At 73.5% G+C, this 20,014-nt stretch carries 20 protein-coding genes; 14 read left to right on the top strand and 6 right to left on the bottom strand.

Annotated features, from left to right (window positions below; all coding sequences use genetic code 11):
- Positions 1-12 precede the first annotated feature (12 nt).
- Both ABD234_RS11040 and ABD234_RS11035 read right to left on the bottom strand, forming a co-directional pair.
- Complete coding sequence (locus ABD234_RS11040; RefSeq protein WP_344356096.1) at positions 13-945, bottom strand: carbohydrate ABC transporter permease; 933 nt, start codon at positions 943-945, stop codon at positions 13-15.
- Positions 942-1,958: a carbohydrate ABC transporter permease gene (locus ABD234_RS11035; RefSeq protein ID WP_232226339.1), complete on the bottom strand. Its 1,017-nt coding sequence runs from the start codon at positions 1,956-1,958 to the stop codon at positions 942-944. Before ABD234_RS11035 ends, ABD234_RS11040 begins: the two co-directional genes overlap by 4 nt.
- A 401-nt stretch (positions 1,959-2,359) precedes the next feature.
- Here ABD234_RS11035 and ABD234_RS11030 point away from each other — a divergent pair, with 401 nt between their 5' ends.
- The 7 genes from ABD234_RS11030 to ABD234_RS11000 all read left to right on the top strand — a co-directional run bounded on the left by ABD234_RS11030 (position 2,360) and on the right by ABD234_RS11000 (position 9,778).
- Positions 2,360-3,364, top strand: a complete 1,005-nt coding sequence (locus tag ABD234_RS11030; RefSeq protein WP_038372711.1) for a LacI family DNA-binding transcriptional regulator — start codon at positions 2,360-2,362, stop codon at positions 3,362-3,364.
- A gap of 292 nt (positions 3,365-3,656) precedes the next feature.
- A complete protein-coding gene (locus ABD234_RS11025) occupies positions 3,657-4,067 on the top strand; it encodes a DUF1801 domain-containing protein (RefSeq protein ID WP_344356091.1) in 411 nt (136 codons plus the stop codon).
- A 143-nt stretch (positions 4,068-4,210) separates the two neighbouring features.
- Positions 4,211-5,848: an MFS transporter gene (locus tag ABD234_RS11020; RefSeq protein WP_344356088.1), complete on the top strand. Its 1,638-nt coding sequence runs from the start codon at positions 4,211-4,213 to the stop codon at positions 5,846-5,848.
- Between the two features lie 125 nt (positions 5,849-5,973).
- Positions 5,974-6,483 (top strand): ferritin, encoded by a 510-nt coding sequence (locus ABD234_RS11015; protein WP_038372715.1) that lies wholly within the window; start codon positions 5,974-5,976, stop codon positions 6,481-6,483.
- 221 nt (positions 6,484-6,704) lie between these two features.
- Positions 6,705-8,354 carry an alkaline phosphatase D family protein gene (locus ABD234_RS11010; protein WP_084148484.1) on the top strand — a complete coding sequence of 550 codons (1,650 nt, stop codon included), beginning with the start codon at positions 6,705-6,707 and terminating at the stop codon, positions 8,352-8,354.
- Between the two features lie 187 nt (positions 8,355-8,541).
- Positions 8,542-9,006 (top strand): VOC family protein, encoded by a 465-nt coding sequence (locus tag ABD234_RS11005; RefSeq protein ID WP_038372716.1) that lies wholly within the window; start codon positions 8,542-8,544, stop codon positions 9,004-9,006.
- A 157-nt stretch (positions 9,007-9,163) separates the two neighbouring features.
- A complete protein-coding gene (locus ABD234_RS11000; RefSeq protein WP_084148485.1) occupies positions 9,164-9,778 on the top strand; it encodes a TetR/AcrR family transcriptional regulator in 615 nt (204 codons plus the stop codon).
- Between the two features lie 23 nt (positions 9,779-9,801).
- Here the strand turns inward: ABD234_RS11000 and ABD234_RS10995 are convergent, their stop codons facing one another.
- Positions 9,802-10,359, bottom strand: a complete 558-nt coding sequence (locus tag ABD234_RS10995) for a dihydrofolate reductase family protein (protein WP_038372718.1) — start codon at positions 10,357-10,359, stop codon at positions 9,802-9,804.
- 161 nt (positions 10,360-10,520) lie between these two features.
- Between ABD234_RS10995 and ABD234_RS10990 the strand changes: the two genes are divergently transcribed.
- From ABD234_RS10990 to ABD234_RS10975, 4 genes are all read left to right on the top strand, one after another.
- A complete protein-coding gene (locus ABD234_RS10990) occupies positions 10,521-11,192 on the top strand; it encodes a nitroreductase family protein (RefSeq protein ID WP_344356082.1) in 672 nt (223 codons plus the stop codon).
- Positions 11,189-12,256 carry an LLM class flavin-dependent oxidoreductase gene (locus ABD234_RS10985; protein WP_038372719.1) on the top strand — a complete coding sequence of 356 codons (1,068 nt, stop codon included), beginning with the start codon at positions 11,189-11,191 and terminating at the stop codon, positions 12,254-12,256. Before ABD234_RS10990 ends, ABD234_RS10985 begins: the two co-directional genes overlap by 4 nt.
- A 21-nt stretch (positions 12,257-12,277) precedes the next feature.
- Positions 12,278-12,736 (top strand): GNAT family N-acetyltransferase, encoded by a 459-nt coding sequence (locus ABD234_RS10980; RefSeq protein ID WP_344356079.1) that lies wholly within the window; start codon positions 12,278-12,280, stop codon positions 12,734-12,736.
- Between the two features lie 68 nt (positions 12,737-12,804).
- Positions 12,805-13,746, top strand: coding sequence for an exodeoxyribonuclease III (locus ABD234_RS10975; RefSeq protein ID WP_344356077.1), 942 nt, complete (start codon positions 12,805-12,807; stop codon positions 13,744-13,746).
- Between the two features lie 383 nt (positions 13,747-14,129).
- On the opposite strand, the gene ABD234_RS10970 is transcribed toward ABD234_RS10975, so the two are convergent.
- The 3 genes from ABD234_RS10970 to ABD234_RS10960 all read right to left on the bottom strand — a co-directional run bounded on the left by ABD234_RS10970 (position 14,130) and on the right by ABD234_RS10960 (position 17,132).
- A complete protein-coding gene (locus ABD234_RS10970) occupies positions 14,130-14,297 on the bottom strand; it encodes a hypothetical protein (RefSeq protein ID WP_344356075.1) in 168 nt (55 codons plus the stop codon).
- 107 nt (positions 14,298-14,404) lie between these two features.
- Positions 14,405-15,841 carry an MFS transporter gene (locus ABD234_RS10965; RefSeq protein WP_344356073.1) on the bottom strand — a complete coding sequence of 479 codons (1,437 nt, stop codon included), beginning with the start codon at positions 15,839-15,841 and terminating at the stop codon, positions 14,405-14,407.
- 34 nt (positions 15,842-15,875) lie between these two features.
- Entirely contained in the window at positions 15,876-17,132 is a 1,257-nt protein-coding gene (locus ABD234_RS10960) for an FAD-dependent oxidoreductase (RefSeq protein ID WP_344356071.1), read from the bottom strand.
- 109 nt (positions 17,133-17,241) lie between these two features.
- On the opposite strand from ABD234_RS10960, the gene ABD234_RS10955 reads away from it, so the two are divergent.
- The 3 genes from ABD234_RS10955 to ABD234_RS10945 all read left to right on the top strand — a co-directional run bounded on the left by ABD234_RS10955 (position 17,242) and on the right by ABD234_RS10945 (position 19,966).
- Entirely contained in the window at positions 17,242-17,832 is a 591-nt protein-coding gene (locus ABD234_RS10955) for a TetR/AcrR family transcriptional regulator (RefSeq protein ID WP_344356069.1), read from the top strand.
- A gap of 242 nt (positions 17,833-18,074) precedes the next feature.
- Entirely contained in the window at positions 18,075-19,004 is a 930-nt protein-coding gene (locus ABD234_RS10950; RefSeq protein ID WP_344356067.1) for a hypothetical protein, read from the top strand.
- Positions 19,004-19,966 (top strand): S-layer homology domain-containing protein, encoded by a 963-nt coding sequence (locus tag ABD234_RS10945; RefSeq protein WP_344356401.1) that lies wholly within the window; start codon positions 19,004-19,006, stop codon positions 19,964-19,966. Before ABD234_RS10950 ends, ABD234_RS10945 begins: the two co-directional genes overlap by 1 nt.
- The last annotated feature ends 48 nt before the right edge of the window (positions 19,967-20,014 follow it).

The following is a 20,014-nucleotide window of genomic DNA, read 5'->3' as shown; positions in this document are numbered from 1 at the left end:
AGAGGGGTCGGGTCACTTGAGGGCGCCGGCGGCGAGGCCGCCGATGATGCGCTTCTGGGCGAGGAAGAACAGGATCAGCATCGGCAGGGAGACGAACACGGCGCCGGCCATGATGGCGCCCCAGTTCGACATGCCCTCCTGCTGGCGCAGGAACTGCAGGCCGATGGGCAGGGTGCGCATGTCGGCGGTGCTGGTGACGATCAGCGGCCACACGTACTCGTTCCACTTGCCGACCATGACGATCAGGGTGGAGGTGAGGATCATCGGGCTGGACAGCGGCACCACGATGGTGAGCATGCGGCGCAGGTGGCCCGCGCCGTCGATCTCCGCGGCCTGCAGGATGTCCTTGTCGATGGTGCGCATGAACTGGTACAGCAGGAACATCGCGAAGGCGCTGGCGATCCCCGGCAGGATGAGGCCCTGGTAGGTGTTCAGCCAGCCCAGGTTGGCGATGGTCATGTAGTTGACGATCAGCGTCACGTGGCCGGGCAGCATGAGCGAGGCGACGATGAGGCCGAAGAAGATCTTCTTGTACCGGAAGTCGACGAAGACGAAGGCGTAGGCGCACATCACCGCGAGGGTGATCTCGAGGACGGTGCCGACGCCGGTGGTGATGATCGAGTTCAGGAAGAAGCGTCCGAAGGGGGCGGAGGTCCACGCCGCGACGAAGTTGTCGAGGGTCAGCCGGGTGGGGATCCACTGCAGCGGCCAGGTGTAGATGTCCGGGCGCGGCTTCAGCGCGGAGGAGAACAGCCAGTAGATCGGGACCAGGAAGACGGCGATGGTGGCGAGGACGCCCGCCATCAGCAGGGCGGTGCGCCATAGGGGCCGGCGCGGGCCGCGGGCGCGGCCGCGGTACGGGGCAGCGGGGGCGGGGGCGGGGGTCGCCTCGGCGGCGGCCGACGCGGCGGAGGGGGCGGGGGCGGGGGCGGGCAGGGTGCTCATGCGTAGTTCACGGTCCTCTCCCCGGCACGGACCTGGATCCAGGTGATCACCAGCAGGATGATCAGCAGGATCGTCGCGGCGGAGGACGCCGTGCCGATGTCGAACGTCTTGAACGCCTCCTCGTAGACCATCCAGCTCAGGGTCGAGGAGGAGGTGCCGGGCCCGCCGTTGGTCATGATCGAGATGATGTCGAAGGCCTGCGCGGCGGAGATGATCCCGGTGATCGAGAGGAAGAACGTGATCGGGCTCAGCAGCGGCAGCGTCATGTGGCGGAACAGGCTCCAGCCGTGCGCGCCGTCCAGGGCCGCGGCCTCGTAGAGGTCCTTCGGGAGGTCGAGGATCGCGGTGTAGCAGATCACCGTGACGAAGCCCAGGCGCTGCCAGGTGTAGGCGATGGTGATCGCCCACAGGGACCAGTCCGAGGTGGTGGTCCAGTCCGGGGAGGCCAGGCCCAGCTGCGAGAACAGCCAGCGGGAGAGGCCGTAGTTGGGGTCGAACATGAACAGCCACAGGGTGCCGACGGCGGCGCCCGGCAGCATGTGCGGGGCGAAGGCCATGGTCTGCGCGAAGCCGGTCAGCGGGACCTTGGTGGCCATCAGGCTGCCCAGGAGCAGGCCGCCGGCGATCGAGACGACCACGCTCACCCCGGAGAAGACCAGCGTGTTCCGCAGGACCTCGCCGAAGCTCGGGTCCGTGAGCAGGCTGAGGTAGTTCTCCAGCCCGACGAACTCGGGGCGCGGGGCCACGAAGTCCCAGTCGAAGAAGCTGAGGCCGATGTTGTACAGCGCCGGGTAGTACGAGAAGACGAGGATCGCCAGGAAGTTCGGGGCGATCAGCGCGAGGAACAGCATCGCGTCCCGGCGCACGCGGCGGCGGCGCTGCGGGGAGCGGCGTCGCTGCTCGGCGGTGACGACGGGCCGGGACGGGGGCCGGGTCGCGGCCGCCGCGGGGACGGGCTTCGCGCTCACGGCCCCGGGTGCGGTCCCGGGGTCCTGGGTGATCGTGACGGGCACGCCATTCGCCTCCTCCGATGGGTCCGCCGCGGGGTCCTGCCCGCGGCCGGAGCCCACGCTAGGCCCGGGATCCGGCTCTGACCAGCGCGCTCGCTGCTCAGTGAACGGGGGTTGAACAGCACGGAACCCCGCTGGTGGGAGCGCTCCCAGCGTGCCGCGACGTCGCGGCCCGCCGCCCGTCCTCCCCGTTTCCGGGGGCCGGTCCACCCGATGTTCGCCCGGGCGTCGCCAGCTCGCCCCGGGACGTTCATCGGCCGCTTGCCCGGCCCGGCGGGTCCCGGACGCGATACGGCATCGGACATTCATCTCGACGTCACCCGCCGTCCGCCCTCGGATGCCTCGGCGTGCGCGGGCGCCGCAGGTGGCTATGCTTCCGGCACCAGCAGGCGGAGAGGAGTCCGATGGTCGCCGCACGCGAGCCCACCATGGAGGACGTCGCGCGGGCCGCCGGCGTCTCCCGCTCGACGGTCTCGCGCGTGTTCCAGGACGGCGGGAGCGTCTCCCCCGATGCGCAGATCGCCGTGCGCGAGGCCGCCGCCTCCCTGGGATACGTCCCCAACCTCGTCGCCTCCGGCCTCGCCGGCGGCAGCCGCCAGCAGCTGGGCCTGCTGATCCGCGACGCCACCAACCCGGCCTACGGGCACCTCCACGCCGAGATGCACCGCGCCGCGACCCGCTCGGGGCGCACCCTGGTCTCGGTCACCGCGTTCCGCCACGAGTACGGCAGCGCGGAGGTCGAGGGGCTGCGCCGGCTGATCGGCCTGCGGGTGGGCGGCGTGTTCGTGGGCACCGGCGTGACCGGCCCGGAGGATCTGCACCGCGCCACCGCGGCCGTGCCCACCATGGTCCTGGGCCGCCCCAACGAGGATCCGCGCCTGGAGTCGGTCAGCTACGACGAGCGCGCCCACGGGCGGATGGTCCTCGACGAGGTCGCCGCGCGCGGCCACCGCCGGATCGGGGTGCTCACCGCGCCCCTGCTGTATTCGCGGGTGTTCGACCTGCGCTCGCGCGCGGTGCTCGAGCGGGCCCGGGAGCGGAGCGTCCATGCCGTGCCGCTGGACCTGCTGCCGGTGGAGGAGGGAGTGGTCCGCGCGCTCGACGCGGCCTGGGACCAGGGCCTGACCTGCATCGTCTGCCCGGTGGACTTCGTGGCGCTGGACCTGCTGCGGGCCGCGGCCGTGCGCGGGACCGACATCGGCGAGGACGTGAGCGTGGTGAGCTTCGACGGGCTGGCCGACGGCCTGGACATCATCGGCCTGGCGACCGTGCGCCTTCCCGTGGCCGCGCTCGCGGCCGATGCCATGGGGCGGATGGGCGAGATCCTCGCGGCCCCGGCGCCGCTGCCGGTGCGCCACGCGCTGCACGCGGGGACCTTCGTGCCCGGGCGCACCCTCGGCACCGCCTGACCGCGCAGGACCGGGGCCCGGGCATGGGCAGACCCGCAGGCTGCGCGATGCGCGTGTCGGAGGACGAGGCCGACGCCTGCGGGTCCGGGCAGCTCGGTGGTATTCGCTGCGCGTCCGTCGATTCTTCAGAACCGATGGTCGCCTCAGCGGCGAGCCACCTCACGCGTCCGATGGGAAATCATTCCTCGGATCACCTCCTCTCTGTGTGCCTCCACGCTAGGACCGTCCCCGCGGCCGGGGCAAGGGATTAATCGACGGTGACGCGCGGGACCCGGCGCCGTAGGCTCCTGCCATGGCCCACGAGGTGAAGACCGCCCCCACCGGGGAGGACCCGGCCGCGTACTGCGCCGCCCTGCCCACCGCCCGCCGGCGCGAGGAGGGAGCGCGGCTGCTGGCCCTGTTCGGCGAGGTCACCGGCGAGGCGCCCGTGATGTGGGGACCCAGCATGATCGGCTACGGCAGCCACGAGTACCGGTACGCCTCCGGCCACGGCGGCACCTGGTTCCGCGTCGGCTTCAGCCCGCGCAGGGCCGCCCTCTCCTTCTACGGCCTGCAGGACTCCCCCGCCGCAGGGGAGCTGCTCGCGAGGCTGGGGAAGCATCGCCTCGGCGCGGGCTGCGTCTACGTCAACGGCCTGAAGGACGTCGACGAGACCGTCCTGCGCGAGCTCGTCGCCCGCGCCTGGGACGCGCCGCCGCCCTGAGCGTCCGGCGGCCGCGCGATCGGCCGCCTCCACCCCTCGCCCTGCGGACGGGATCCGTCCGCATCTCGCGGGACACTGTCCGTCCGCACCGTCATCCCGGGGCGGGCGCATCGGACCCCTCCGACCCGACAGCCGAGGCCGCCGTGAAGTCCTTCCATCACGTCCTTGTCAACACTCTCCTCGCCAACGTGACCACGAGCTTCCTGTGGTTCGCACTGACCTTCTGGATCTACATCGAGACGCGCTCGGTGCTGGCCACCGGCATCATCGGCGGCTCGTACATGGCGCTGGTCGCGCTGTGCTCGCTGGGCTTCGGCGTGGTGGTCGACCACATGCGCAAGAAGAACGTGATGATGCTGAGCTCCGTCATCACCTTCGGCGCCTACCTGCTGGCGGGCGGGATCTTCGTCGCCCTGCCCCGCGAGTCGCTGCTGCGCGTGGACTCCCCCGCCTTCTGGCTGTTCATCCTGGTGATCCTCGGCGGCAGCGTGGTCGAGAACATGCGCAACATCGCGCTGTCGACCACGGTCACGCTGCTGGTGCCCGACGGCGAGCGCGACCGAGCCAACGGCCTGGTCGGCGCGGTGCAGGGCATCGCCTTCATGGTGACCTCCGTGTTCTCGGGGCTCGCGATCGGCCTGCTGGGCATGGGGCCGACGCTGCTCATCGCGATCCTCGCCACCGGCGGGGCGCTGATCCACCTGACCTCGGTGCGCATCCCCGAGGACCGGGTCGCCGCCGCCGCCGAGCAGCCCCACGGCGCCGCGGCCTCGGCGGCCGGCGGGACGCCCGCGGCTCCGGGTGCCGGCGGGACGCCTGCGGCTCCGGGTGCCGGCGGGACGCCTGCGGCTCCGGGGGCGCCGGTCGGCGCGGAGGCCGCGGCCGCGGCGCCCGCGCAGGTCTCGATGCTCGCGGCCCTGCGCGGCCGCGTGGACCTGGCCGGGTCGGTCGCGGTGGTGCGCAGCGTGCCCGGGCTGACCGCCCTGATCGCCTTCACCTGCTTCAACAACCTGGTCGGCGGCATCTACATGGCGCTGATGGACCCCTACGGCCTGGAGCTGCTGAGCCCGCAGGCCTGGGGCATCGTCCTGGGGGTGACGAGCACGGGATTCCTCATCGGCGGCGCGATCATCGCGAGGACGGGCCTGGGCCGCAATCCCGTGCGCACCCTGCTGCTGGTGAACGTGGGGGTGGCCGTGATCGGCGGGACCTTCGCGATCCGCGAGTCGTGGGTCCTGTTCGCGGTGGGCATCCTCGTGTTCATGACGATGATGCCCGCCGCGGAGGCCGCCGAGCAGACGATCCTCCAGCGCGTGGTCCCCTTCTCCCGGCAGGGCCGCGTGTTCGGCTTCGCGCAGAGCATCGAATCCGCGGCGACACCGGTCTCCGCCTTCGTCGTCGCCCCGCTCGCGGAGTTCTGGGTGATCCCGTGGATGCGCGAGGGCTCCGGGCAGGAGACCCTCGGCTGGCTGCTGGGCGAGGGCTCCGCCCGCGGCATCGCGCTGATCTTCCTGGGCGGCTCGGTGGTGATGCTCGGGGCGGTGCTGGTCGCCTTCGCCTCCCCGCAGTACCGCCGGCTCTCGGCCCACTACGCGGGCGTGCGCCAGTCGATCCCCGCCGGAGGGCCGGAGGCCGCCCGAGACCCGGAGGCCGCCGGAGACCCGGAGGCCGCCGGGAGCGCCGGGGAGCCGGAGGCCGCCGGGGAGCCGGAGGCCGCCGAGGAGACCGGGGCCCGCGAGGAGACCAGGGCCCGCGGGGAGCCGGGAGCCGCCGGGGAATGAATCCCCCTCACCGCGCCCCGCGCCCCGCGCCCCGCCCAGGGAAGGCTTTCCTTGCGTGACCTGCGAGAACCAGGGAAGCCTCACCATGGGTGACAGCGCGCGGAAGCGGGTCTACTGTCGAGGTCATGAAGCTCAGCAACGACCTTGAGAAGAAGTTCCAGGACCAGATCACCCTCGAGTACGCGGCCTCCGTGACCTACCGCCAGCTCGCCATCGAAGCGGAGGAGCAGGACCTCACCGGCATCGCCGCGTGGCTGCGCAACCAGGCGGCGGAGGAGCTCGAGCACGCCGACAAGTTCATCCAGCACGTGATCGACCGCGGCAACCACGCCGCGATCGGCACCATCAACGCCCCGCACGTCGCCCCGGGCCTGACCGTCCTCGAGATCTTCGAGGCCGCGCTCGCGCACGAGCAGAAGGTCTCCGAGTCGATCCGCGAGCTGTACCGCAGCGCCGACAAGGAGGGCGACTACGACTCCCGCCCGCTGCTGAACTGGTTCGTCGACGAGCAGGTCGAGGAGGAGTCCACCGTCTCCGAGATCATCGGCCGCCTGCGGCTGGTCGGCGAGGACGGCTCCGGCCTCCTGCGGATCGACGCCGAGCTCGGCAGCCGCGGGGAGGGCGAGGAGGACTGACCTCCCCCACCATCGCGAAGGGCCCCGGAACCGTGCGGACGGTTCCGGGGCCCTTCCTCGTGCCCGGACGCCCATGACGAGCGCGGGAGGAGCACCCCACCTCGGGGTGAACATCCGATGACGATGCGCGGGCGGCGCCGGGCGGCGCACCCCGCGACGGCGCGGTCGCGTCCAGGCTGGGGTCCCGCCCCCTCCCCCGCATCGCAGACAGGACCCCCCCCATGAGCGACCTCTCCGGCGGCCTCCTCGGCCACGACCCGCACGAGCCCACCCGCTTCATCGCCCCCGACCGCCGCGCGAACCTCGCCGCGCAGCGTCGCCTGACCCGACGGCACTTCACGGCCGCGGGCCTCACCACCCTCGCCGCCTCGGGCGTGCTGGGCGTCCTGCCCGCGGCGGCCGATGCCACCTGGAAGGCGAAGGACCCCTTCACCCTCGGCATCGCCTCCGGCGACCCGACCAGCAGCTCCGTGGTGCTGTGGACGCGTCTGGCCGTGGACCCGCACGCGACCGACGGCCGCGGCGGCATGCCCGACCAGGTGATCCCCGTGCACTGGGAGCTCTCGCGCGACGAGCGGTTCGCGGTGATCCTCCGTCGCGGCACCGAGCAGGCGCTGCCCGAGGCCGCGCACAGCGTCCACGTCGAGCTCGAGGGACTGCCCGCGGGCACCGAGCTGTACTACCGCTTCCGCACGGGCAAGCACGTCTCGGCCGTCGGCCGCACCCTGACCACCCCGGCCGACGGCGACACCCGCAGCCTGCGCATGATCCACGTGTCCTGCTCGCACTGGGAGGGCGGCTACTTCACCGCCTACCGCCGCGCCGCCGAGGACCGGCCCGACCTGGTGTTCGGGCTGGGCGACTACATCTACGAGGGCCGCGGCGTCGACGGGCGCGTGCGCCGGCACCCCGGGTCCACCTGCACGACCCTCGAGGACTACCGGCTGCGCTACGCGACCTACAAGACCGACCCCGACCTGCAGCTGCTGCACGCGACCGCCCCGTGGATCGTCACCTGGGACGACCACGAGATCCAGGACAACTGGGCCGGCGTGTACCCCAAGGACGGCGTGCCCACCGACGCCTGGGTCGCCCGGAAGATCGCGGCGGAGCAGGCCTACTACGAGAACATGCCGCTGCGCCGCAGCAGTGCGCCCTCCGGCGGCAGCATCCAGCTGTTCCGCCGCCTGAGCTGGGGCGACCTGGCGACCTTCCATGTCCTGGACACCCGCCAGTACCGGGACCTGCAGGCCTGCCACGACGGCGGGAAGACCTGGTGGTTCACGGACTGCGCCGAGCAGGCCGACCCGTCCCGCACGCTCCTGGGGCAGGCCCAGCAGCAGTGGCTGATCGACGGCATGACGCAGTCCTCGGCGACCTGGCAGCTGCTCGCGCAGAGCGTCTTCTTCGCCAAGCGGGACAACGCCGACGGCCCGACCACGACGCTCAGCTCCGACGGCTGGGACGGCTACCGCGCCTCCCGGGACGCCCTCGTCAGCGCCTGGAGCGAGCGCGGCATCGCCAACCCGGTGGTCCTCACCGGCGACGTCCACGTCCACTTCGCCAACGAGCTCAAGGCCGACTTCTGGGAGCCGGACTCCCCCACCGTCGGCGTCGAGCTGGTGACCAGCTCGATCACCTCCGGCGGGGACGGCTCCGACGTGGTGCGCGGCGAGGAGACGGTCTACGCCGAGAACCCGCACATCCGGTACATCCGCGGTCGGCGCGGCTACGTCCTCTCGGAGTACTCGACCGACGCGCTGCGCGTGGACTACAAGACCGTCTCCGCGGTGACCGTTCCCGATGCGGAGGTGAGCATCGACCGCAGCTACCTCGTGCCCGCCGGGGAGCCGGGCCTGCACGAGGCCTGATCCGTCGCGGGCCGGGCCCGGAGCGGCGCGCGGCTCCGGGCCCCGCCGCCCCGGGAGATCCTCGGGGGACGGTTCCGTCCGGGGGTGGCCCGTGCCACACTGGGCGCGCGGCGACCCGCCGCGTGCGACGAGGTGCCGACCCCGGGGACAGGCCCGGGACCCTGCACCGATCCCGAGGGAGACGACCATGCCCGCTCCGCAGTTCAGCCCCTACATCAGCTTCCCCGGCAACGCCGCTGAGGCCTTCGCCTACTACGCCGAGATCTTCGGCGGCGAGCTCGAGCTCTCGAAGTACGACGACTTCCCCGACATGTCCGGGTTCCCCTTCACCCCGCCGCCCGGATCGGTGGCCCACGCCCAGCTGCACGGCGGGCTGGTCACGCTCGCCGGCGGTGACGGCATGGCCATGGAGGGCCAGGCGCTGCCGGGCCTGGAGAGCGACGTGTACTCCTACCTCATCGGTCTGGACACGGTCGAGCAGGCCGAGGCCCTCATCGAGGCGATGACCTCCTCCGGCGCCGAGGTGGCCATGCCCTTCGAGCTCGCCCCCTGGGGCGACCACTACGGCCAGGTCAAGGACCGCTACGGCGTGCTCTGGGCCCTCGTCGTCGGCGGCTCCGGCCCGGAGGGCGCGCCCGGCCAGGAGGCCTGAGCCGTCCCGGGCCCCATCGGCCCGCATCGCAGCGCCCCATGTCCCGACGCTCGGGACATGGGGCGCTCGTCGTGCGCTGACCTGCACCCTTGCGTCCCATCTGACGTATACTCACCGATCGGTATACCGGCGTAAGGACTGGGAAGGCAGGAGCGCGATGCCCGCTGCTCTCGAGGACCTGATGCCGCTGCCCGCCCCGCGCACCACCCCGGCCGGCGCGGCGCTGCTGGAGGCGGCCTCGTCCCTGTTCGCCCAGCGCGGGATCACGGCGACCGGGGTCGACCTCATCGCCCAGCACGCCGGGATCACGAAGCGGACCCTGTACCAGCGCTTCGGGGCGAAGGAGGCGCTCGTCGCGGCCTGCCTGGCGCAGCGGGCGCACGACTGGCAGGTCCACCTCCTCGAGGAGCTCGACGCCGCCCCGGCCGTGCCTCCCGACCAGGCCGTGCGTCTCGTGTTCGCCGCGGCCCGGGAGTGGACGCGGGATCCGCGGCGCGGCTGCACCTTCCTGGGCGCGTGGGCGGAGGTCAGCGCGCTGCCGGGTGAGGCCGCGCAGGTCGTGCAGGCGGAGAAGGCGTGGATGCGCCGCCTGTTCGTCGCCCTCGCCGGGGATGCGCGGCGCGGCGAGCTGGTCCATCAGCTGTACGAGGGGGCGCAGATGTGCGCGGCGATCGGCGGCGACCCGGAGAGCCTGGACCGCGCGGCGGAGGTCGCCGCCCGCATCGCCGGCGGCACGGACGCCGGGCACGGCTTCTCACCGATCGACGGGTGATCCTGCGGGGCCCGCCGCTCCGGTCACCGCGCCCGTCGGTAGTGCAGGGCGACCGCCCCGCTGCTCAGCGGCTGCGCCGAGATCAGCTCCAGGCGCCGCGTCGAGGGCAGCCCGGCGCCGTACAGGGTGGGGCCGTGGCCGGCGATCATCGGGTGGACCATGAGCCGGTACTCGTCGATGAGGTCCATCCGGTCCAGCTGCGTCGCCAGCGCCCCGCTGCCCAGGAGCACGCCCTCCGGCGTGCGGTCCTTGAGCTCCTGCACCGCCGTGCGCAGGTCCCCCTGGAGGTGGTGGCTCCCGGTCCACGGGAAGTCGGACCGCGTCGAGGAGACGACGTACTTCGGCATGTCCTCGAGCGTCAGCGCCCAGTCGCGCATCGCCTGCGGGGCCTCGACCTCGCCGCGGGCGACCAGGGGCCAGTAGCTCTCCATCATCTCGTAGGTCACGCGACCCCAGAGCATCGCGCCGGCCGCCTCGATCAGGCGGGTGTAGAAGGCGTGCGACTCGTCATCGGCGACGCCCTCCCGGTGGTCGACGCATCCGTCCAGGGTGACGTTGATGCTGAAGGTCAGAAGTCCCATGGGGCGGCCTCTCCCGATCGGGGCGCCTGCCGCGGCCGCGGCGGCGCGTCGCGCCCAGCGCGCACCTCGACTATCCGGCGGGCCGGGGCACGCGTCAAGGGGCAGGCACCGCGCCCCCTGGAGCGATTCTCGCGATCTCCTGCGGGATCTATGGTGAGCCCATGTCGACCTGCGAGGTTCCTGCCGTGCCCGAGCTGCATCCCGCCCTGGAGCGCAGATTCAGCCCGGTCCGCTTCGACCTCGAAGCGGCGGTGACCTCCGAGCATGTCGACACGCTCCTGGAGGCGGCACGGAGGGCACCCTCGGCCGGCAGTTCCCAGCCGTGGATGTTCATCGCCGGCATCCGCGGCGACGATGTCCACGCACGGCTCCTGCCGCACCTCGCCCGCAGCTCCTCGCAGTGGGCGCCGTCGGCCTCGCTGCTGATGGTGAACCTCGCCCAGGTCCAGGTCGAGGGGGAGCCGGAATGGGAGTACTCGGAGTTCGCCCGCTACGACCTGGGCCAGGCCGTCGCGCACATGACCGTGCAGGGACTGTCCATCGGCCTGGATGCGCACCAGTTCCGTGCCTTCGACCGGCAGGCGATCGAGGCGGAGTTCGCCGTCCCGACCCATTGGGAGGCCACCTCCATGACCGCCTTCGGCGTCGCGGACCATCTGCCCGGCGAGATCCGTGCCGCGGGCACCAGCCGGGAGCGCGCCGGCCGGGACGACATCGTGTGGGCGCGGGGCCGCGTCCTCTCGGGCATCGGCCCCACCTCGGCTCCGCGCGCCGACTCCGCCGCAGTCACTGGTGGAATATTCAACGACCGGCTAGGGTTGGACCCATCATGAGAGCCTTCGGATTCCTCAGCTTCGGCCATTACGGCAACGGCGGCGGCGTGCACGGCGTCGACGCCCGCCGCATGCTGCACGACGCCATCGACATCGCCCAGGGGGCGGACGACCTCGGTGTCAACGGCGCCTACTTCCGCGTCCACCACTTCGCCACCCAGTCCGCCTCGCCGATGCCCCTGCTCGCGGCCGTCGCCGCCCGCACCCGGCACATCGAGGTCGGCACCGGCGTCATCGACATGCGCTACGAGAACCCCCTCTACCTCGCCGAGGAGGCCGCCGCACTGGACCTCATCGCCGACGGCCGGGTGGCGCTCGGCGTCTCCCGGGGCAGCCCCGAGCCCGCCGAGCGCGGCTGGGAGGCCTTCGGGTACACCGGCTCGACCGACCCGCGCGGCGCGGACATCGCCCGCGAGAAGTTCGAGATCTTCCTCGACGCGGTCCGGGGCCGGCCGATGGCCCGGGCGGCGCAGTCCCCCTACGGCGCTCCGGTCGCCCCCGGCGCCGGCCTGCGGGTGGAGCCGCACTCCCCCGGCCTCATCGACCGGATCTGGTGGGGCGCCGGCTCGCGCGAGAGCGCGGAGTCGGTGGGCCGCCAGGGCCTGAACCTCATGAGCTCGACCCTGCTCACCGAGGCCACCGGCGAGTCCTTCGGCGACCTCCAGCGCGAGCAGATCGACCGCTTCCGCGCCGCCTACCGCGAGGCCGGCCACACCGGTGCGCCGCGCGTCTCGGTCTCCCGCAGCATCTTCCCCGTGGTCACGGGCGAGGACCGCATGCTGTTCGGCATGCGCCCCGGCGAGGGCTCGGACCAGATCGGCATCATCGACGGGCTCCGCTCGACCTTCGGCCGCACCTACACCGGCGAGCCCGACGAGCTCATCGCCCAGCTGCAGGCCGATGCCGCCGTGCAGGCCGCGGACACGGTCATGCTCACGATCCCCTCGCAGATGGGCGTCGAGCTGAACCTGCGCATCCTGCAGAACGTGGCCGAGCACGTCGCCCCGGCCCTGGGCTGGAAGCCGAACACGGAAGGGCCGGTCGCAGGGCAGCCGGTCTCCTGAGCGCGATGCGATGATGGACCGGTGAACAAGCCTGCTCCTTCTGTCGTCATCCGTCCATCGGGCGGCGCGGCGGAGCATCCGCAGCTCGTCGAGATCTGGCGCAGCGCCGTGCACGCGACCCACGACTTCCTCGAGGAGTCCGATCTCGAGCGCATCGAGGCCAGCCTGATCCCCGTGTACTTCCCGGCCGTCTCGATGCTCGTCGCCGAGAGCCGGGGAGACCCGGTGGGCTTCGCGGGGGTCGCCGAGGGGTGCCTGGAGATGCTCTTCGTCGCGGACGCGGCCCGCGGCACCGGCGTGGGGACGGCGCTGCTCGAGGAGGCCGTCACCCGGCACGGCGTGACCCGGGTGGATGTCAACGAGCAGAATCCGGCTGCGCTCGGCTTCTACCTCCGCCGCGGGTTCGTGCAGGTGGGCCGGAGCGCGCTCGACGGGGACGGCCGCCCCTATCCGCTCCTGCATCTCGAGATCCGCGCCTGAGCCGTCCCGCCCCGGGAGAGGGCCCGGACCCGGACCCGATCGGCGGCGCGAGCGCATAACCTCAGGGCATGCTCCGCATCGCCACCGCGAACGTCAACGGGATCCGCGCCGCGCACCGCCGGGGCTTCGGCGACTGGCTGGCGGGGCGCGACGCGGACGTGGTCGCGCTGCAGGAGGTGCGAGCGCAGGCGGACAAGCTCCCCGAGGGCGCCTTCGGGCACCTGCACGTCGCCCTGGACACCGGCACCCTCCCCGGGCGCAACGGCGTCGCGGTGCTGACCCGCACGCCGCCCGCCGCGGTGCGCACGTGGAGCGGGACGGCGCTGGTGGGCGGCCCGCCCGAGGCGACGGGCCGGCCGGGTGCCGGCGAGCTCGCCGCGGTCCCGGCGCCCGATCGGATCCCTCTCGCGCGGGGCCTGGGGCCCTTCGCCGCCCAGGGCCGCTATCTCGAGGTCGACCTCGCCGAGGCTCCGCTGACCATCGCCTGCCTCTACCTGCCCAAGGGCGGCCTGCCGGCGGAGATGCAGCGCCCCGAGCGGATGCGCGAGGCGCCCGACGGCGGCGCCCGGTACCTGCGGAAGATGGCGTTCATGGCGGCGTTCTCCCGCTACCTCACCCGCACCCGCCGGGCCGCCGCGGCGGCCGGCCGAGAGTACCTGCTGATGGGCGACCTCAACATCGCCCATACGCGCCAGGACCTCGCGGCATGGCGCCGCAACCAGGGCAGCGACGGCTTCCTGCCCGAGGAGCGCGAATGGTTCGGGCAGCAGCTCTCCCCGCGCACGCTCGTGGACGTGGTGCGGCACCTGCACCCCGATCTGGACGGCCCCTACTCGTGGTGGTCGTGGCTGGGGCAGGCCTTCGCCAAGGACGCGGGATGGCGCCTGGACTACCACCTCGCCACGCCCCGCCTCGCCCGCACCGCCGTGCGCGCCGAGGTGGACCGGGAGTTCCGCGGGCAGCGGCTGTCGGATCATGCGCCGGTGGTCGTCGACTACGACTGGGGATGACCGCCCCAGCGGTCATCGATGCGGTCCCTCCACGGGTGCGGGCCGCCGGAGAAGCCGGATCGCGTCAGCCCGGCCCTTCTCCTCGATGTCGCCGCAGCACGACGGCAGACGCCGCATACAGTCCCGCGCTGAGGAGGAAGGGAATGATCGCGCTCGCCTCGAACCGGGACCCGGCGCTGAGGAAGTTCGTCACGATCATCCATACGCCGAGCATGATGAGCAGCCAGGGCGTCGATCGGTTCGCCTGGACCGCCCACCCGGGCGGCGGCGATCCACGCTCCCCGTCCCTGACCTCTCCTACTCCCTCTGTGACCATATGTGCCTATCTCCCACGGTCGTGCTGCGGTTTCCGATGGTGATCTCTGCGCGGATCATCGGCCGGACTATCGACGATCCAGGATTCGACGCGCGACGTCCATCGACATGTCCATGTACCCGACGAGGATCGGGGGCAGGGGGACTCTCGAGATGGACCCGCCGTCGTCGACGACGAGCCGCAGGCTGAAGCCATAGAGGTCGTGAGCATCGGCTCGATCGAGGAAGAATTCCACGGAGAAACGAGCTTCTCGGGCATTCTTCGGGACCCGAGGACCACGGGCGGGACTCCCGCCCCACGCACCGAGACCTGAGGACCATCCACGGCCCCCGCATCCCGTCCTCACGACCGCCGGCGTCGCAGGGCGAGCACGGCGACGCCGATGCCCACCGCGCCGAGCGCCGCGATGCCCGCACCCATCAGCGCCGAGCCGCCGACGGCGACCAGCAGCCCCACGAGCGCGGAGGCGATCGTGGTGGCGATCAGCTCGGCGGTGTTCACGCCGGCCGCGGCCTTGGCCCCCTCGACCGGGTCGTCGCTGCTGCGCATCGCGGCGACGCTGAGGTGGGGGAAGGCGAGCCCCACGCCAGTGCCGGCCAGCACCAGGCCCACCACCCACAGGCCGATCGCCCATCCCGCGGGCGCGGCGTGCTGGGTCGCGGTGAACACGAGCAGCCCGCCGGTCACCAGCACCGGCCCCAGGATCATGAGGATCCGGCGGCTGCGCTCGCGCTCCGCGCCGACGCTGAAGATCTGCGAGAAGCTCCAGCCGATGGACACGGTGGCGCCGAAGATCCCGGCCAGCAGCGGCGTCATCCCCGCGAGCTCCTGGCCGAAGCGGGGCAGGAAGATCTCGACCATCGCGGTGGCGCTGAGGATCCCCAGCAGGATGTACAGCCACTTCAGGGGGTTGCCGCGCCGGTAGGTCATGCGCGGCAGCACGGAGGAGGGCGCCGCCCGCTCCACCACGACGAAGCCGCCCAGCAGCAGCACCCCGGCCAGCAGCCACAGCAGCATCGGCCCGCCCGACGGCGCCACCGCGGCGATGCTGAACGCCGCGGCGGCCAGGACGATCGTGATCAGGGACGGCACCGGGAGCGGGCCGACGCTGCGCGTGCGGTCACCGCGTCCGGGGAGGCTGCGCAGGGACGTCAGGCCCAGGGCGAGGGCCACGAGGGCGAGCAGCCAGAACGCCCCGCGCCAGATCTGCAGCTGCGCGAACGCCCCGCCGAGGACGGGCCCCACCAGGGTGCTCACGCCCCACATCGCGGAGACGAGCCCGGTGGCGCGGGTCCACAGGTGCGTCGGGAGGGCGTCGCGAATCACCGCGTAGCCCAGGCCCGCCAGCAGGCCGCCGCCCATCCCCTGGATCACGCGACCGCCCAGCAGCGCCGCCATCGACGGGGCCAGCGCCGCGCCGACGGATCCGGCGGCGAACAGGAGGAACGCCAGCAGGTAGGCGCGGGAGGGGCCCAGCAGCGCGGCCGTGCGGGCGACGAGCGTCGAGGTCAGCACGCTGGCGACCATGTAGGAGGTGGTCACCCACGCGAAGTAGGCGCTGCCGCCGATGTCCGCGATCACCGAGGGCAGCAGCGCCGCCGTCACGAAGGCGCTCATGGCGTAGACGGCGACGCCGCCGGCGAGGACGAGGGAGGCGGCCAGGTGCTCGGGGCCCAGCAGCTCGCGCCAGCTGCCGGTGGGCTCCGCGGCCCGGGAGGGATCGGTGCGCACGGCGGCGCCGGGGGTCTGCTCGGGAGGTCCGGCAGGATCGAGGGTCATGGCGCCGACGCTAGGACCTCAGGCGAGCTTGAGGTCAAGGGCGGGCGGCAGGCAGGTCCCGCCGCGCCAGGGCCGCGCGGGCGACCTCGTCCGGGTCCGGACGCGACTCCAGCAGGCCCAGGATCGGCCCGAGCGCCGCGCGCACGCTCAGCCTCCGGGTGATCTCCTCACGCGCCAGGGCCACCAGCCGGCTGCGCCGGAACATCAGACGGGCCAGGGATCGGGAGTTGCCGTGCGCGGCCTCGACGCGGGGGCGCTGGACGGCCTCCCACGCCTCCAGCAGCGCGGGCAGCTCCTCGCGGTCGGCGTGGGCGAGGATCCGCCCCAGCATCCACGCGGATTCGAGGGCCATGCCCGCGCCGATGCCGGCCGTGGGCAGGAATCCGGCGGCGGAGTCGCCCAGCAGGATCCCGGCCGGCATCACCCAGCGGGGGCAGCGGGCATCGTCCAGCCGCCACCGGTAGGGGTCCTCCTGCGCGGCGATGGCGTCGAGGGCGCCGGTCAGCCGCGCGTCGATCCAGGGCAGTCGCGCGCGCACCGTGCGGCAGAACTCCTCGCGCCCGGAGTCGAGATCCGCATCGGGCCCGCCGAGGAAGACGCCGAGCCGGTCCCGGACGGGGTAGGCGCCCAGGAAGAACCCGTCTCCCCAGGTCTCCTCGGCCAGGCCCGGGTCGCCGTGCAGGGGCGCCCAGGCCACCCAGCCCGACCATCCGGTGCGGAGGGTCTGCGCCTGCGGCGCATCCAGGAGGCCGCGCATCCGCGAGCCGATGCCGTCAGCCCCGATGACCAGGTCGAAGGTCTCCTGGGCGACCGCCTCGCCGTCCCGGGTCACCAGCTCGGCCCGGGAGCCGGTCGCGGTGCGGGCCACCGCGGCGACGGTCAGCCCGGTGGTCATCGGGCAGCCCGGCGCGGCGAGCACGTCCATCAGCGCTCCGCGGGAGATGCCCTGGTAGTCGCCGTGCACGCGCATCAGCTCGCCCACGTCGTCGGTGCGCAGCACCGCCCCGCGGTGGGAGCGGAACCGGAAGCGCGTCAGCGGGACGCCGGCGGCGCGGTACTGCGCGCGCACCCCGAGGTCCTCGAAGGCCTGGTCGACGGCGGGCATCAGCGCGAGCATGTAGCCGGGATGCTCCTGGATCGGCGAGCGGTCGATGAGCACGGGGTGCAGTCCGTCGCGTCGCAGCATCTGGGCGATGGTGAGCCCCGCGATCCCGGCCCCCACTACGAGGACCCGCAGTCGATCACCGGCCTGGGCGGCGAGCTGGGTGTCGAGCGGGACGTCGTGGATCATGGGAACCTCCGGAGTGGACCACCTGGTCTACTCCACCGTACGCCGTGTGGACCACCTGGTCCACTCCACCGTACGCCGTGTGGACCACCTGGTCCAGTAGACTCGGTCCATGGCATCCCGCGACCTCGCCGGCCCCCATCGCCGGGCACTCCTCGAGGCGACCGTCGACGAGTTCGCGGCCGCCGGCTATCAGGGCGCGTCCCTGAACCGGATCATCCGGGCCGCGGGGATCAGCAAGAGCAGCTTCTACCACGCGGCGGGCTCGAAGGCCGAGCTCCTGGACGTCGTGGTCCGCGCGCTCGTCGACGAGATCCGGGCGCAGTGGTCCCCGCCTCCCGCGGAGAGCTTCGCCGACGGCGACTTCTGGCAGCAGGTCCAGGACGTGCTGGAGGGCTTCGCCGGCCTCGTGGCGGGCTCGCGGGAGGCCGCGCTGCTGGGACGGATCCTCTACCTGCCCGCCGCGGAGGGTGACGACGCCCGCTCCGCGGTCCTCGACGACGTGGGCCGATGGATCGCCGCGGTCATCGCGGCGGGCCGCCGGGCCGGCGCTGTGGAGGATCGGCCCGACCCGGCGGTCCAGGCGGCTGCGGCGATGGGCCTGCTGCGGGGGCTGGACGAATGGGCCCTGGCCCAGGCCGGGCCCGTCCCCCTGGACGCGGCGGAGGTGGCTCGGCTGCTGCGACGCCTGCTGGGCGCCTGAGCCCGCGGTCGGCAGCGACCCGCGCCCGCCGGGGCCCGATCCGCCGGGGCTCGCGGAGCCGCGGCGCCTGCCCCCGCGGGGCCTGGCGGCGCGAGGGCGACGCAGGCGTGTGATCTCGGTGAACTTCCCGGTGGATGCGGCGTGGCACCGCGATCGGCGGGGGCCGATTCCGTACGGTGGCACCGTCGAGACGCCGCACCCCGGCGCTCCCGCCCCGCCCCTCCCCACGTCGAAGGAAGAGCATGCCGCCCAACCCCGCGGGTCCCGTCCCCTCGGAGGGCGGCACCTCGATCGGGACCTCGGCGGCATCGGACTTCTTCTCCCTCCCGCGCGACACCCGCGCCCTGACCTGCTGGGGCTCCTCCTCGATGGCCTTCGGCCGCGCCGACGAGGGCACGCCGCTGACGGCGCGGCTCTCGGACCGCCTCGCCCTGGCCCTCGCCCCCGCGCCGGTGGCCAACCACGCCGTGGGCGCCACGCTGAGCATCCACTCCCTGCTGCAGCGCGGCCTGGAGACGCCGACGGCCACGCCGGCCAGCAGCGGGGCCGGCACCGTGCGCATCGCCCTGGACCCCGAGATCCCGCCGCGCGCGGGGATCGAGTTCCCGGCGGACATCGCCGGTGTCGCCGGGCGCGTCACCTGCTCGGCATCGGCCTGGTCCTTCACCCCGGAGGATCCCGCGGCCGCCACGCCGACCGGCATCCTCACCTCGCACCTCGGGGCGGAATCCGCCGGCAGCCGCCACCTGCTGTGGATCGGGAAGAACAACATCCGCGACGTGCAGGGCGTCCTCGCCCACACCCAGGCCATGTGGGACGCGGCCGACTCCCCGGCGGAGGACTCGCTGGTCCTCGGCCAGTGGCCCACCCCCTCGGACCCGCACGGCTCGGACACCGGCGACGCCCTGCGCGCGGTCAACGCGGAGCAGGCCTCCCGCTACGGCGACCGCTTCCTCGACATCGCCGGCGCCCTGGCCGATCCGGAGGCCCTCTCCCGCGGCCCCGTCGCCGCGCTGCGGCTCATGGAGCAGGGCGGCACGCACGACGCCATCGCCCAGGGCATCGCGCCCCCGGAGCTGATGGGCTCCGACGACATCCACCTCAACGGGTGGGGGAACCTGTTCGTGCTGGACCTGCTGCTGCAGCGGATGAAGGAGCTGAGGTGGCTGTGATGCGCCGGCCCGTCCCGCCGCGGATCCCCGGCGTCCGCGGCCCGGGCCCCCGCGGCATCGCGGCCGATGTCGCCCCGGGCCCCCGCGATATCGCGACCGATGTCGCCGCCCCGGGCGCCCGCGGCATCGCGACCGATGCCGCCGCCCCGGCCGTCCGCAGCACGGGGCGCGGCGGACGCCGCATCAGCCGCCGCGTGGCCGCCGCCGGCATCGGCGCGGTGGCGCTCGTGCCCCTGGGAGGCATGGTCGCCGCCGCCCTGAACGGCACCTCCCGCGCCCCCGACGCCGCGCCGAGCACCGGCCGGGCGCCCTCGGCCGCCCCGGCGGCGTCCTCCCCGGTGCCCACACCCGATCCGCCGATGTTCTCCGACGTCGGCGCCGCCCACCCCGCCCGCGACGCGGTCGAATGGGCGGCCGGGGCCGGGGTGCTCCCCGGCCGCGAGGACGGCACCTTCGGCCCGGACGAGACCATGTCCCGCGGCGGGTTCGCGCTGGCCCTGCACCGCTACGCCGGCGCGCCCGAGACCGCGACGGACTCCCCCGTCTTCACCGACCTGCCCGGGGACGCGGACCTCGCCGCCGCCCTGCAGTGGGCCGGGGCCCGAGGGATCCTGTGGGGCGACGGGGACATGGCCGTGCGAGCGGGGGCTCCGCTCACCCGCTCGGACCTGGCCGCCGCGCTGATGGCCGCCTTCGCGGGGGGCCTGGCCGCCACCGGCCGCGCCGTGCAGCCGGCGGCCTCGACGCCGTTCTCCGACGTCGACGACGCGGCCGCCTCGACCGTCCCGCTGCGCTGGGCCACCGCCGCCGGGGCGCTGGAGCGCAGCACCGTCGCCGCCGACGGCACGGCGCTGGCCGACGCGACAGGCCCGGGCGAGAACCTGCTCGTCCCCCAGCGCGGCACGACCCGCGCCGAGCTCGCGGTGGCGCTGCACGCGATGCAGGAGCTGCTGCGCTCCTGAGAGCAGCTGCGCTCCCGAGAGCCGCTGCGCTCCTGAGCATCGGCCGCC

Source organism: Brachybacterium phenoliresistens (genome assembly GCF_039530785.1).
GTDB classification, from domain to species: domain Bacteria; phylum Actinomycetota; class Actinomycetes; order Actinomycetales; family Dermabacteraceae; genus Brachybacterium; species Brachybacterium phenoliresistens.
The sequence above is the reverse complement of the archived record's forward strand: the minus strand, read 5'-3'. Positions and strand labels throughout refer to the sequence as shown.

Bases quoted from the DNA above. Each gene is read 5' to 3' on its own strand.
- ABD234_RS11015 (WP_038372715.1), top strand. From the start codon at position 5,974: ATGAAGCTCAGCAACGACCTTGAGAAGAAGTTCCAGGACCAGATCACC.
- ABD234_RS10975 (WP_344356077.1), top strand. From the start codon at position 12,805: ATGCTCCGCATCGCCACCGCGAACGTCAACGGGATCCGCGCCGCGCAC.
- ABD234_RS10965 (WP_344356073.1), bottom strand. From the start codon at position 15,841: ATGACCCTCGATCCTGCCGGACCTCCCGAGCAGACCCCCGGCGCCGCC.
- ABD234_RS11000 (WP_084148485.1), top strand. From the start codon at position 9,164: ATGCCCGCTGCTCTCGAGGACCTGATGCCGCTGCCCGCCCCGCGCACC.
- ABD234_RS10995 (WP_038372718.1), bottom strand. From the start codon at position 10,359: ATGGGACTTCTGACCTTCAGCATCAACGTCACCCTGGACGGATGCGTC.
- ABD234_RS11040 (WP_344356096.1), bottom strand. From the start codon at position 945: ATGAGCACCCTGCCCGCCCCCGCCCCCGCCCCCTCCGCCGCGTCGGCC.
- ABD234_RS10945 (WP_344356401.1), top strand. From the start codon at position 19,004: ATGCGCCGGCCCGTCCCGCCGCGGATCCCCGGCGTCCGCGGCCCGGGC.
- ABD234_RS11030 (WP_038372711.1), top strand. From the start codon at position 2,360: ATGGTCGCCGCACGCGAGCCCACCATGGAGGACGTCGCGCGGGCCGCC.
- ABD234_RS10990 (WP_344356082.1), top strand. From the start codon at position 10,521: ATGTCGACCTGCGAGGTTCCTGCCGTGCCCGAGCTGCATCCCGCCCTG.
- ABD234_RS10950 (WP_344356067.1), top strand. From the start codon at position 18,075: ATGCCGCCCAACCCCGCGGGTCCCGTCCCCTCGGAGGGCGGCACCTCG.
- ABD234_RS11025 (WP_344356091.1), top strand. From the start codon at position 3,657: ATGGCCCACGAGGTGAAGACCGCCCCCACCGGGGAGGACCCGGCCGCG.
- ABD234_RS10960 (WP_344356071.1), bottom strand. From the start codon at position 17,132: ATGATCCACGACGTCCCGCTCGACACCCAGCTCGCCGCCCAGGCCGGT.
- ABD234_RS10985 (WP_038372719.1), top strand. From the start codon at position 11,189: ATGAGAGCCTTCGGATTCCTCAGCTTCGGCCATTACGGCAACGGCGGC.
- ABD234_RS11005 (WP_038372716.1), top strand. From the start codon at position 8,542: ATGCCCGCTCCGCAGTTCAGCCCCTACATCAGCTTCCCCGGCAACGCC.
- ABD234_RS11010 (WP_084148484.1), top strand. From the start codon at position 6,705: ATGAGCGACCTCTCCGGCGGCCTCCTCGGCCACGACCCGCACGAGCCC.
- ABD234_RS10955 (WP_344356069.1), top strand. From the start codon at position 17,242: ATGGCATCCCGCGACCTCGCCGGCCCCCATCGCCGGGCACTCCTCGAG.